Origin of the sequence: Paucidesulfovibrio longus DSM 6739, from assembly GCF_000420485.1 — a bacterium.
Classification (GTDB): Bacteria; Desulfobacterota; Desulfovibrionia; order Desulfovibrionales; family Desulfovibrionaceae; genus Paucidesulfovibrio; species Paucidesulfovibrio longus.
Map to the genome: position 1 here is coordinate 21,852 of NZ_ATVA01000004.1, position 12,563 is coordinate 34,414.

Genomic DNA, 12,563 nt, shown 5'->3' on the forward strand with positions numbered 1-12,563 from the left:
CGCACCGAGGTCTCACCCATGCTCGACAAAATGCGAGAAAATGCCCAGAGTTGGGTCATCAAGCTCCTCTTCGGCATCATCATACTGGCGTTCATCTTCACTTTCACTTCGCCCCAGGGTGATTCCGAAACCGTGGTTGCCTACGTCAACGGCGACCCCATCGCCGTGGACGACTTCCAGCGACTCCTGCCGAGAACGGCCAACCAGGAGCCGGACGCCAAGCGCTCCGTGCTCTTCCAGATGGTCAACATGCTCCTCATGGAGCAGGTCGCCAAAGCGAACGGCATCACGGTGTCGGACGCGGAACTGGTGCGCGACATCAACAGCAACCCCCAGTTTCAGACCAACGGCGTTTTCGACATGGACCGCTACAAGGCCCTTGTCGGCGGCAAGCCCGAACGCTTCGAGGAAAACGAGCGCGTGAAGCTGCTGCTCGGCAAGTTCAACCGTTTCGCCGCCCTGCCCGCGCAGCCCAGCGAACCGGAAATCCGCTCCCTGTTCCTCTGGCAGAACGAGCAGGCCGTGGTCGAATACACCGTCATCAGCCCCGCGGACTTCTTCGCCCAGACCGAATCGCACGACGACGAGGCCCAGGCGTATTACGAAAAGAATCAGGCGCGCTTCACCGAGCCCGCCAAGGCCAACTTCGAATACGTGGCCTTCACCCCGGCCGCGCTCGCGCCCGGACAGGAAGTCACGGACCAGGAAGTGCAGGACTATTACGAGACCGCCGGCGCCACCCTGGTCAGCCAGAAGCGCTATGAATTCCGCCACATTCTCCTGCCCGTGGGCGAAACTCCCACCCAGGAGGACGTGAACGCGATCCAGAAGAGCATGGCCGAGATCCAGAAGCGGCTGGCCCAGGGCGAGGACTTCGCCAGCCTGGCCAAGCGCTTCGCCCTTCCCGGCGACACCGCTCCCGGCGAGCCCATCTGGATGTCTCCGGCGGAAATGCCCGACGAACTGGCCCAGGCTCTCGCAGGCATGGAAAAGAACACCATCAGCCGCCCGATCATCACCCAGGCCGGATTGAATCTCGTCCAGCTCGTGGACGTGGAGCTTCCCCGCCAGATGAGCCTTGAAGAGGCCAAGCCCATCATCGTGGACCGCATCGCCCAGGAAAAGGCCGCCAAGATCCTCGGCGACAAGCTCGACGAGACCATCTCGCAGATGAACCAGGGCGTGAAGCTGCCCCAGATCGCCGAGAACCTGGAGCTGGCCGTCAAGGAAACCGGACCCATGACCCGCGAGCAGCTCGTGGAAGAGTTCGGCCTCAATGCCGAAGCCGCGGACACGCTGATGACGCTCATGGACGGCAACACCACCAAGACCCCGCTCAAGATCGGCAACGGCGGCTACCTCGTGGCCAGCAAGATCGACGATCTGCCCGAAACCGTCATGCCCCTGGAACAGGTCCGGCAGCAGATCGACGTGGAGATCCGCCGCGCCAAGGCCCAGGAGCTCGCTCTGGAAAAGGCGCAGGAAGTGCTCGTCGAAGGCGCAAAGGGCCAGGGCGACGTCCTGGCGACGTATGCGCCGAAACTCAAGGAAACCGAGCCGTTCGTCCGTTCCGGCCAGATCGCCGGGCTTCAGGTCGATCCCAAGCTGACCAGTGACGCCTTCACCGCCAAGCCCGGACAGTGGCTGCCCACGCCCTACTCCTCGGCCAACGGCTATGTGGTCGCCCGGCTCAAGGAAACCCTGCCCGCATCCGAGGAACTCTGGCAGCAGCAGAAGCAGGGCTGGGCCCAGGCCGCTCTGGAAATCTACCGCCGCGAGATGTACCAGGCCGTGAACAACTCCCTGTTCGAGCGCGCCAACGCCAAGGGCGCCGTGGAACTGGTCCGGCCCGACCTGCTCAACTAGTCCCGCGCTTTTCGTGATTATTAAAGAAGCCCTTGGAAACAAGGGCTTCTTTTTTTGCCTTCGGCGACCAGGGGGAAACCCCTTCCCCCAAAACTTTCAACTCTCGCAGCTCCCGCCGCTCGCTATTTTTTCTTTTTTCGGAGGCATCTCTTCACCGCAGGACAGGGCAAGAGTGAACGCGGACGCCACCGGGTCAAGCCGCAGCCACCGCGCCGAATCTCGGTGCGCAGCAACGGAATTCGGCGCAGAAAGGGAGTCCAGAGGGCCGTGGGCCCTTTGGCCGCCGGAGGCAAGACTTGCTTTCGCGGAGGGCTAGTCGGTGAAAACCGTGACGAACTCGCAGGACAGGGCTTTTCCGGGCGCAACGGTCACGAGCGCAAGGGAGCCGAATTCGCCGAGGGAGCCAGGATTAAGCATTTGCGGCCCGAACTCGTCGGACCAGTATTGCTGGTGGGTGTGTCCGAAACAGATCAGGTCGAATTCCGGGCCAAAGGCTTCGGCCACGCGTAGCGGCACGCTGGAGCGGCTGCCCCAGCCGTGGGCCATGCCGATGCGCAGGCCGAGCAGTTCAAGGCGGAGCATGGGCGGGAGATCGTTGGAGAGGTTCGGATCCCAGTCGCAGTTGCCCAGCACGGCGTGAAAGCGGGGGTGCCTGCAAAGCTCGTGGTAGGTGGCGGGACCGGTGATGTCGCCGCAATGCAGCACGGCGTGGGCGGGTGCGAGGTACTGCTCATACACACGCAAGAACCAGCCCGGAGGCTGGTTCATGTGTGTGTCTGAGATGACAGCGATGGTTGCGGACTTCACGGCTACTTGGAAACCTTCTTGGCCCGGTAGCGCAGGTAGGCGCTCTTGAAGGTCACGTAGGGGTCGATGGCGCCTTCCTTGATGTCTTCGTAATCGCCGATGCGGCGGGAGACGTAGTTGACCTTTTCATAGGTCTTGGCGGCCATGGACCAGTACCAGGGGTTCAGGTAGCTGGTGGGGGTCACGAAGTAGTCGCCGACGTATCCGGCGGTGTCGCGCACGGAGCTGGGTCCGAGGAAGGGCCAGACCAGATACGCGCCGTTGCCCATGCCCCATGCGCCGAAGGTCTGTCCGAGGTCTTCGTCGCCCGGAGGAGTGGGACGCACGGGCTTCATGTCGCCCGCGACGTTTCCGAGTCCGCCGAGGCCGAAGGCGGTGTTGGCGATGAACTTGGAGGTCTCCATGCCCGCGGAGGAAAGCTTGCCTTGCAGCACGCAGTTGACGAAGCGGACCGGGAACATCAGGTTGGTGAAGAAGTTCTCGACCCACTTGCGCGGCCGCTCGGGGATGACGTAGGCGTATCCCTGGGCAACGGGCTTGAGCATGTAGAAATACAGCTTGTCGTTGAACTGGAACCAGAAGCGGTTCCAGCCCTCGAAGGGATCGGGGGTGCGGTCCACGATGTCGCCTTCTGCCGCCGGGGTGTTGCCCTGGGCGTCGAAAGCCTCGTCGAACTCGCCGCCGGAATTGTAGTCCCACTGGGCTACTTCCGTGGGGCGGGCGTCTTCCAGGGCCAGCGCCGGCACGGCCAAGAGGGCCATGGCGGCCAGCAGAAGCAGTGCGCTCAGATGTTTCCGATTCATTCCTGTCACCCTCGCAAGTGTATGAACTGTTCCGCTCAGGACGCCGGGGCCTCTGCAGCGGTGGTTGCGTCTTTTTTCTCGTCGATGGCCCTGATCTTTTCCTTGAGGATTTCGATCAGGTCTTCCGGGGACTTGTCGATCAGGACGTTCTTGAACTCGTCCTGGTAGATGCCGAGGAGGGTGAGACCTTCCCCGATCACGTCGTAAGCCCACCACCTGCCATCGCGTTCAATGAGCCGGAAGTTGACGTCGAGCGGCTTGTCCGTAAGCTGAAGGCGGGTGTAGACCATGGCCTTGTTGCCCTTGACCTGCTCGTCGAGGAAAGAGATGGACTCTTTCTTGAACGCCGCAAGTTCCTTCAGGTACTCGGTGTTCAACTTCTTCAGGTACGTCTTTTCCAGAAGCTGCGTGAAAACGGCCGTCAGGTCGTCGCGCTGCTTGTCCGTAAAGTTCAGCCAGGGTCTGCCCACGGCCCGCTTGGTCAGTTCCCGGAAGTCGAAGAACTGGTGAACGGCGTTCCGCATGGCATCCAGATGCTCCTGGGATATACCATGACTTGTGTCATAGCTTGGATCCTGCAGGATGGCAAGCAAGCTGTCCAGCCCGGCCTTCAGCGTTTCCGTAGGAGTTTCGGCTCTGGCGACGCCGGTCGATGCGACAAGCGTACCCAGCAGCACCAGAAGCATGATGATGCGTTTCATTGTTGTAGTCCTTCCTCCCGAATGCAATATTTCTTCACTTCCCGCCGCCGCTGTCGGACATGGCGAACTTGCTGATGAGGTCTTCCAGGTCGATGGCGGGGTTGGTGTCGTAGATCACGGCTCCGTCCTGGAGCGGCTCGGTGCCGAGGCCCAGGGCGATGTCCACGAACTTGTCGCCGATGAGCCCGCTGGTCTTGATCGAAGCCACGGCCTCGTCGTCGATGCGGTAATCCTTGCGGACGGCCATGGTGACCACGGCCACGGGCACGTTGTTGGTCTCTTTGCCTTCCAGGTCCAGGTCGATCTTCTCGACGTAGCCGACTTCCACGCCGTACATGGATACGGGGGCGTTGACCTTCAGGCCCGTGATCTTGGTGAACACGGCGGAAATGGTGTAATACTCGTTGGAAAAGAGTTTCACGTTGCCGAGTTTGACGCTCATGTACGCGATGCAGAGCAGGCCGACGAAGACGAAGACGCCGACCGCTGTTTCCCGTGAATATTTTTTGATTTTGGACATGTCTGGCAATCCCTTCCTCGTTAACCATTCTCCGAAGCGAGCAGCTCGGAGCAATTCATCTTCAGCAGGGCGGGGTCGAGCCGCTGCGTGCTCAGCCTCGGCGCGCTCCTCGACTTGGCGATCCGGTCCAGGAAACGCCGCAGGTACTCATCTTCCGTGGCCTCCAGCTCGTCGCGCGTGCCGTCGAAAAGCACGCGCCCCTCGCCCAGGACCACGACATGATCCGCGATGGTCCGCATGCTGGCGAGGTCGTGGCTGACCACGACGACGGTGATGTCGAACCGCTGCTTCAGTTCCAGCAGGAGCTGGTCCAGCTCGGCGGAGTTGATCGGGTCCAGTCCGGAGGTGGGCTCGTCGCAGAAGAGAATGGCCGGGTCCATGATCAAGGCCCTGGCCAGGCCGGCCCGCTTGCGCATGCCCCCGGAAAGCTGGTTCGGATACAGCTCGGCGTAGTCTTCCAGGCCCACGAGGGCGAGCTTGGAAGCGGCCAGCTCGTATGCTTCCTTGGGTTTGAGCCGGGTGTGCTCGCGCAGGGGCAGGGCCACGTTGTCCGCCAGGGTCATGGAGCCGAGCAGCGCGCCGTCCTGGAAGAGCAGGCCCAGTTGCAGCTTGAGACAGGCCCAGGCCTTGCGGCTCAGGTTCATGATGTTGTGGCTGCCGATGTGGATTTCGCCCTCAATGGGATCGTGCAGCCGCAGGATGTGCTTGATGAGCGTGGACTTGCCGCAGCCGGAGCCGCCGAGGATGACGCTGATCTTCCCCGCGGGCAGGGTCACGTTCACATTGCTGACGACGGCTTTGTCGCCGTAGCCCACGGTCAGGTTCGTCAGCCGGATGTCGTTGCGGTTGGCGTTCATCGCATCCACCTACCAGAGCAGCGAGGTCAGGATGTAATCGGACATGAGCACGAGCACGCAGCTCATGACCACCGCCTGGGTCGTGGCCTGGCTGACGCCTTCCGGGCCGACCCCGTCCTTGCGCAAATGCGTGAAGTAGCCCTGGTAGCAGCTCACGGTGCAGACAACGATGCCGAAAACCAGCGCCTTGAGAAAGCCGCCGGAAATGTCGTCCCATTCCAGGGACTGCTGCACGCGGTAGAAATAGACGCCTTCGTTGGCGCCGAGCAGGAGAACGCCCGTGAGCCAGCCGCCGAACAGGGCGATAAGGTTGAAGAAGCTGGTCAGGATGGGGAAGCTGACGATGGACGCGGCCATCTTCGGGCTGACCAGATAGCTCATGGGGTTGATGCCCATGATCTCCAGGGCGTCGATCTGCTCCGAGATGCGCATGACCCCGATTTCCGCGGTCATGGCCGAACCGGCGCGTCCCGTGACCATGATGGCCGTGAGCACCGGGGCCAGCTCGCGGACCATGGACAGGGCCACGCCCGTGCCGAGGAATCCGTCCGCCCCGAAAAGGGAGAGCGCGAAATACAGCTGCATGCCCATGACCATGCCCGTGAACAGGCCGATCAGGGCGATGACGCTGATGGATTTGACGCCGATGAAGTAGATCTGACGAACGATCTTGGGGAACTGTCCCCAGGAGGAGAAGATCAGCTGGAAGGCGTGCAGAAAGAAGAGAAACATGGCTCCCATCTCGCTGAAAAACTCCAGGGCCTTCGAGCCAAGGAGAGTCAGCGGCGCGAGCGCTCCGCCGGAGCCTTGCGTGGCATCCTGATGGTTCATGTTTTTCGCCCCTCCCGCCGAAAAACGAAATGTCCGGCATGTCAGCGCAAAAGCGCCGGACAGCCTTTCCTTTCAAAATAGCCTGAAACCAGAAGCGGTTCCAATTATATCCAGGTGTCTACATGACGCGCTGCGAAACGGCAAGGGAATTCCTTTTAGGCGGCACCAGTTGTGGGATTCACACAGACCCGGGGGAATCCCCTACGCCATGACCTTACCCTTCGCAGAAACGGTAAAAACGGACGGGAAAAGTTCCGGGGAGGGCAAAGGCGGCTTCAGCGCCGCCCCCCGTTCTTGCTCGCCCACCAGTCCCGGTCCGGCCCGCGAAACCACCAGTCCTTGTGGTCCGTCTCGACCACGCTGCGGGCCAGCTCGCGGCCCTCGTCCGTGCGCAGCCGCTCCAGGGCCGGGCCGATCCAGTCGCCCGCGTATTTGTTGCCCAGGTCGAGCTGTTCCTTGAGATTGGCGATGAAGTCGATCTGGTCCGCGTCCTGGGCCAGCTTCGCCTCCAGGCTCTCCGTGGCTTCCAGCTCCTCCCAGAGGGGCAGCACGTCCTCTTCCAGGCCCGTGCCGCTGAGCGCGTGACGCAGCGCGTCCGTGTCGCGGCTTTCGTCGTACATCTTGTTCACGTAGTTGAAATCGCCGGTGCGCGCCTCGTGCAGGTCGTGGAACAGGCACATCACGGCCACGCGTCCAGAGTCCGCCCCGGCGAGCTTCGCCAGCATCCAGCCGATCATGGCCGTGCGGAAGCTGTGCTCGGCAACGTTCTCCTGGCCCGTGCCCAGAAACTGGTACCCGCTGCGCGGCGTCCGCCGGAGCATTCCGGCCTCGAAAACCAGGTCCGCGAGCCGCGTCGTGCGGCTTCTGCCGGTGAAATTCTTGACCGCTTCGTCAGACATGAATCCTTCTTTGCATCGGTTCCTCGAAAAAACTCTTCCTCAACTGCGGTAGTCCGCGTTGATGGACACGTAGTCGCGGGTCAGGTCCGAGGCCAGCACCTCGAAAAAGCCGTCGCCCGCGCCCAGGTCGATGAGGATGGGCACTTCGGGCTCCTTCATCACCGGGCCGAGCAGCGCGTCCAGGTCGCCGGATTCGGGCCGGCCCTGGGCAAAGACGAGCACCTCGCCGAAGCGCAGGGTCAGGCGTTCGGGATCGAAGCTCGCCCCGCTGCGTCCCGCCGCGCAGACCACCCGGCCCCAGTTGGCGTCCTCGCCGAAAAGCGCCGTCTTGACCAGGGGCGACGTGCCCACGGCGCGGGCCACCAGCTCGGCGTCCGCGTCGCTTTTCGCTCCGGAAACCTGAATGCGGGCGACCTTGGTGCCGCCCTCGGCGTCCTCCACCAGCATGTAGGCGAGGTCGAAGAGCGCGTCGCGTACGGCCAGCGCCAGCAGCTCGCGGTCCGCGGCGCTCTCGGCCCGGACCCCGGAAGCGCCGTTGGCCAGGGCCAGGGCCGTGTCGTTGGTGCTGGTGTCGCCGTCCACGATGACGGCGTTGAAGGAACGGTCCGCCTCGCGGGAAAGCAGACCCTGCCACCACTGCGGGTCCACCTCGGCGTCGCAGAGCACGAAGGCGAGCATGGTGGCCATGTTCGGGCCGATCATGCCCGCGCCCTTGGCCATGCCCAGCAGGCGCACTTCGCCGCCGGAGAGCGTCACGCTGGCGCTGGTCAGCTTGTGGCGGGTGTCCGTGGTCATCATGGCCTTGGCCACGTCCTCCGGTCCGGCCTGGCCCAGGGACTCGCCGAGCAGGGGCAGGGCCGCTTCCCAGAGGTCCAGCTTGAGGCGCGGGCCGATCACGCCCGTGGACGAAGGCAGCACGTCGCGCGGTTCCACCCCGGCGAGCCTGCCGATCATGGCGCGGGCGGCTTCGCAGTCCTCCCGGCCCAGCGTGCCGGTGCAGGCGTTGGCCTGGCCGGAGTTGACCACCAGGGCGCGGGCATGGGGACGGGCCGCCAGGGCCTCGCGGCAGGCGGTCACGGGGGCGGCCTGGAAAAGATTGGTTGTGAACACGCCTGCGCAGACGGCCTCGGTCTCGCTGACGATCAGGCCCAGGTCGGGACGGGCTTTTTTCTTGAATCCCGCGGCGGCAACGGCATACGCATAGCCCTTGGGCAGATGGATCATCGGGGAAGTCCTCCGGGAATGATTGATTTCAGTGGGTCTACATATCCCTTTCCGCAACGCATTACAAAACGGAAAATCCGTCCTTCGCGACCGGCCGAAGCAAGGGGCCGATGCAAGGGGCCGGAACGCGCCGAAAAAGCGGACCGCCTCCCGCTGGGGCGATCCGCTTCCGGCTGCGAAGCGTGACGGATTGAAAACGGATGCGAGCGCGCTAGAACAGGCGCGGCTCGGCGGCAGGGGCAGCGCTTCCCGAGGCAAACCCCGCGTCGAGGCGCTTTTCCGCGCCGTCCACGCCGAGCAGGAAGAACAAGGCGGCCAGCAGCGCAAGGGAACCGAAGAACCAGAAGCGCAGCGAGCTTTTCGGAACGGCGCGGCGCAGGTCCACGCCCTCACCGCGCACTTCGGCCCGGTTCCGGCCCTGCGCGGGCCAGTCCGCGAACCGCTCCGCCGCCTCCGCTGCGGCGCTCGGCGTGAAGGCCTTGCCGTTGGCGGAACGAAGCACGCACTGGGGACAGGCAAAAGGCTGCGGACATGCGGACATGGAATACCTCCAACAAGGGGTGTTCTGGTTGATATTCGTGTCCAAGTATCCTGTTCCGCCCCTTGCTGCGTGACGCCGTGGTGAATTTCCCGTGTCCGATCCGCAACATTCGGCGGCGTCCCAGGCTGCGCAACGGCGATCCGGCGCGGCGCGCTAGACCATGTACTTCAGGTAGTACCCGCACGTGGGATAGGCCCAGACCGTGGAGCGCACCTGGGAAAGCCGCATGTCGTTGCGAATGACCAGCGCGAAAAGGTTGATGATTTCCTCGGCGTTGTGCCCGAAGACATGCGCTCCCAGGATTCTGTCGCCCTTTTCGTCCACGAAGACCCTGCTTCTGGCGTAGGCCTCGCCCAGACGCTTCCACGGAAAGGATTTGGAGAGGTCGCGGGACTCGGTCTTGTATTCCACTCCCCGCGCCTTCAGCTCGCGCTCCTGCGCGCCGCAGGAAGCGATGGGCGGGATGGAGAAGCAGACGAAGGGCACTCCGTCGTATTCCGGCTGGACGTGGTTGCCGTGCAGGATGTTCTCCGCGACGGCCACCGCCTCGATGGTGGCCGTGGGAGTGAGCGCGAAGGGCGTGGCCGCCGCGTCGCCCGCGCAGTAGACCCGCGGGTTGGACACGGACTGCATGAACTCGTTGACGAGCACGCCCTGCTTCCCGGAATCGATCCCTGCCTTGCCCAGGTCCAGGGGCGCGAGGTCGGGCACGCGGCCCGCCACGTTGAAGACGGCGTCCGCCTCCACGCTCTCGCCGTCGCCGAAGAGCACGCGCAGCCCGTGCGGAGTCTTTTCCACGCCATGGGTCGGCGCGTTCAGCCGCAGGTCCACCCCGGCGCCGCGCGTGGCCCGCACCAGCTCGTCCACGAGCACGGGGTCGAAGCGCTTCAGGGGCGTGCTGCGGCAGAGCACCGTGACCTCGGCCCCGCAGCGCGCCGCGATGTGCGCGAACTCGAAGGCGATGAACCCGCCCCCGATGAACACGATCCGCCTGGGCAGGGTTTCCAGGTCCAGAAAATCGTCGCTGATGAGCAGGTGTTCCGCTCCGGGCATCTTCAGGACGCGCGGGGCCATGCCCGGCGCGAGCACAATATGCTCGCCGCGCAGCTCCTCGACGCCTTCCGGCCCGTCCACGGCCACGCTGTCCGGCCCGGTGAAGCGCGCCAGGCCGTGCAGGGTGTCCGCGCCCAGCTCCATGTAGTGGTTTTCCGCCTCCTCCGGAATCGGCCCCACGAAGAGGTGCTTGAAGGCTTGCAGCTCGGCCCAGTCCACGCGGACCTCCCCGGTCACGCCGCGCGTGCGCATGTGCTGCGCCGTGGCCACGGCCTCGGCTCCGGCCAGCAGGACTTTCTTGGGATTGCAGCCCCGCAGCGGGCAGACACCGCCATAGCCCCGCGACTCCACTATGGCCACGGATTTCCCCGCCTTGGCCAGCCGCGAGGCCGCCTCGCCCCCGGCCGGGCCGGCGCCGATCACCACCGCATCGTATTGCCGCATCTTGTCTCCCGACCTCATCTAGGCGTCCAGTTCCGTCTCCAGCCAGGCGCGCACTTCCGGCGAAAGCTCATGAATGCCCTTGAGCCCGCCGATGGACTCGAGATAGGCGTCGGCCAGCTCCTTGGGCAGCTTCTTCTCGCAGAGCGTGGTCGAGCCGTACTTGTCCATGCGCATGAGCACCACCTTGGGCGCGGCCCAGGTGTCGATCACGAAATAAATGGAATAGCCGTCCGAATCCGCCACAGGCGGGCGCAGCGCGTCCTTCCAGTTGTTGTTGCCCCACTCCAGGTACATGGTCACGGCGTCCTCGTGGATCATGTCCCAGTTGACCTCGTTGAGCCATTGGCGGCAGACGTCTTCGCTCATGGGTGCCCCCTTGTTCGCAGTTTATTCCAGTCTTTTGAATGTAAATGGAAAAATGCTTCGGCGCAAGACGCTTCCATTCCCAACCTCGTCAACAGGGAAAACTCGTCCTTTTCCCTTCCCTTTTCCTTCCTGTTTCATCCTGTCCGGAAAACCGGGTGTACGCTCGCGCCGGAAGGTATCGAAAATACGTTATACATACTTGTTGTAAACCAGGAGGACTCTCATGTATCGTCAAGGAAATTTGAGGAAATGGATCCAGTATGAGGATGGGGGAGAGGAGTACATGAAAAGCTTCATGGACCCGAACCAGCAAAAAGCCTCCAGCCGGACCGGGGAGAGGGACAGTTTTCCCTTCGGCGCGCCGCCGAAGCGGGACGATGTGTACGTGATGGATGAAATCCCCAAAAACCATCCGCCCCGCCTTCCGGACTTCTCCAGGCGGCCCCCTCTGGATGTGGTGCTGTGCGACGGGGCGAACTGCCCGGAAAATCGAACGCAGGGCAAACCGGATGACGATCTGCGGGGCCTGTCGGGCCACGCCGCCGCCAACCTGGTGTCCGGGGTGGTGCGGATGCTTGATAACGGATTCGACCCGAACAAGAAGCCCGCTCCGCAATCCAACCCGACAGTTTTTCGTCAGCCCGTCCCTGGAAGCGGCGGAATCTGGGGCGACGAAAGAATTTCCAGGGACGCCGGAGTGCTCTATGCGACGGACAGCCACGCAGCGCAAGAAGGCAAATCCGGCCAGACGAGGCAGCAGCCCGCCCAGCCATGGCGCAAGCCCGGCAGTCTGCTCTCGGATCCTGCATACTGGCTGAACAATCAGGACCAACATCCAGCGCCCGCAGGCAAGCTGAAACAGGCCGAGCAACAATCCAACGCCAAGAACCCGCTGGAACGCATATATAACGGAGCGGGCCAAGCGCTGGACAAAGGCATGGAAGCGGCGGGCCAGGCCACGGGCAAGGCCTGGGATGCGCTCGGCGACCCGAAAATTCGTGAGGGAATGGCTAAAGCCGTCAAGGACGGCTCAAAAGGCGCGCGCGAGGCCGTAGCCAAGACCGTGGACACGTTCGCCAACGACCCGCGCATGCAGGAAGGGCTGAAAACCTTCGGCGAATACGGACTCAAGGTGGCGGCGCTGACCGCCATGGGGCTGACGCCGAAGGAAGTCTACGGAGCGGCGGGCGCGGCCATGACCACTTGGGCCGCCGCCAACCCGGAGAAGGTTCAGGCGGCCTCAGAATTCCTCGATCTCGCTGTCGGCTACAATGTGCCTGGACCGCCGCCGGTCAGCAAAGCCGGATATACTGGCTTCGGAATTCATGCCGCAAAAGATATCTACGAGAAGATACGCGATGAGTAAGCAAACGTATTCCAATATCGTTTTTGGACTAATTATGATCATCTGTGGTCAAGCGATCGCCATTGGCGGCACAGTTACCCAGGCTGACACCTTTCCGGCCTTCCGCTGGGCTGGCTGGCTCATGGCTCTTGCGGGCGTGATATTCCTGACCAACGGCATATATGGGCTATTGAGCAAAATTTGGAAGCCCAGTACCCCAAAGAAGGATCCCGAGCAGAACGACGAGAGTGAATGAATCCACGCGGGGCGGAATTCCGCCCCGTTTTATCATTGACCGAAGCGGGC

14 protein-coding genes are annotated in these 12,563 nt (G+C 63.2%); 3 read left to right on the forward strand and 11 right to left on the reverse strand.

Going from position 1 to position 12,563, the window contains the following annotated elements; all coding sequences use genetic code 11:
* Positions 1-18: 18 nt before the first annotated feature.
* Positions 19-1,866 (forward strand): SurA N-terminal domain-containing protein, encoded by a 1,848-nt coding sequence (locus G452_RS0101375; protein WP_022660473.1) that lies wholly within the window; start codon positions 19-21, stop codon positions 1,864-1,866.
* Between the two features lie 312 nt (positions 1,867-2,178).
* On the opposite strand, the gene G452_RS0101380 is transcribed toward G452_RS0101375, so the two are convergent.
* From G452_RS0101380 to G452_RS0101430, 11 genes are all read right to left on the reverse strand, one after another.
* Positions 2,179-2,673 (reverse strand): metallophosphoesterase family protein, encoded by a 495-nt coding sequence (locus tag G452_RS0101380; RefSeq protein WP_022660474.1) that lies wholly within the window; start codon positions 2,671-2,673, stop codon positions 2,179-2,181.
* Between the two features lie 2 nt (positions 2,674-2,675).
* Positions 2,676-3,476, reverse strand: a complete 801-nt coding sequence (locus tag G452_RS0101385; RefSeq protein WP_022660475.1) for an MlaA family lipoprotein — start codon at positions 3,474-3,476, stop codon at positions 2,676-2,678.
* A 35-nt stretch (positions 3,477-3,511) separates the two neighbouring features.
* Positions 3,512-4,177, reverse strand: coding sequence for an MlaC/ttg2D family ABC transporter substrate-binding protein (locus G452_RS0101390; protein ID WP_022660476.1), 666 nt, complete (start codon positions 4,175-4,177; stop codon positions 3,512-3,514).
* Positions 4,178-4,211: 34 nt separating this feature from the next.
* Positions 4,212-4,697, reverse strand: a complete 486-nt coding sequence (gene mlaD / locus G452_RS0101395) for an outer membrane lipid asymmetry maintenance protein MlaD (RefSeq protein ID WP_022660477.1) — start codon at positions 4,695-4,697, stop codon at positions 4,212-4,214.
* 20 nt (positions 4,698-4,717) lie between these two features.
* Entirely contained in the window at positions 4,718-5,554 is an 837-nt protein-coding gene (locus G452_RS0101400) for an ABC transporter ATP-binding protein (protein WP_022660478.1), read from the reverse strand.
* Positions 5,555-5,563: 9 nt separating this feature from the next.
* A complete protein-coding gene (locus G452_RS0101405; protein WP_022660479.1) occupies positions 5,564-6,385 on the reverse strand; it encodes an MlaE family ABC transporter permease in 822 nt (273 codons plus the stop codon).
* A gap of 275 nt (positions 6,386-6,660) precedes the next feature.
* Complete coding sequence (locus G452_RS0101410; RefSeq protein ID WP_022660480.1) at positions 6,661-7,284, reverse strand: HD domain-containing protein; 624 nt, start codon at positions 7,282-7,284, stop codon at positions 6,661-6,663.
* 39 nt (positions 7,285-7,323) lie between these two features.
* Positions 7,324-8,508: a bifunctional glutamate N-acetyltransferase/amino-acid acetyltransferase ArgJ gene (gene argJ / locus G452_RS0101415; RefSeq protein ID WP_022660481.1), complete on the reverse strand. Its 1,185-nt coding sequence runs from the start codon at positions 8,506-8,508 to the stop codon at positions 7,324-7,326.
* A 211-nt stretch (positions 8,509-8,719) separates the two neighbouring features.
* A complete protein-coding gene (locus tag G452_RS0101420; RefSeq protein ID WP_022660482.1) occupies positions 8,720-9,049 on the reverse strand; it encodes a hypothetical protein in 330 nt (109 codons plus the stop codon).
* 153 nt (positions 9,050-9,202) lie between these two features.
* A complete protein-coding gene (locus tag G452_RS0101425) occupies positions 9,203-10,546 on the reverse strand; it encodes a dihydrolipoyl dehydrogenase family protein (protein WP_027188919.1) in 1,344 nt (447 codons plus the stop codon).
* A gap of 18 nt (positions 10,547-10,564) precedes the next feature.
* Positions 10,565-10,912, reverse strand: a complete 348-nt coding sequence (locus tag G452_RS0101430; protein WP_022660484.1) for a DVU0772 family protein — start codon at positions 10,910-10,912, stop codon at positions 10,565-10,567.
* A 223-nt stretch (positions 10,913-11,135) separates the two neighbouring features.
* Between G452_RS0101430 and G452_RS0101435 the strand changes: the two genes are divergently transcribed.
* Together G452_RS0101435 and G452_RS0101440 are read left to right on the forward strand one after the other, a co-directional pair.
* On the forward strand, positions 11,136-12,278 hold the full coding sequence (locus G452_RS0101435; RefSeq protein WP_155887473.1) for a hypothetical protein: 1,143 nt from the start codon (positions 11,136-11,138) through the stop codon (positions 12,276-12,278).
* On the forward strand, positions 12,271-12,513 hold the full coding sequence (locus G452_RS0101440) for a hypothetical protein (protein WP_022660486.1): 243 nt from the start codon (positions 12,271-12,273) through the stop codon (positions 12,511-12,513). Before G452_RS0101435 ends, G452_RS0101440 begins: the two co-directional genes overlap by 8 nt.
* Positions 12,514-12,563 lie beyond the last annotated feature (50 nt).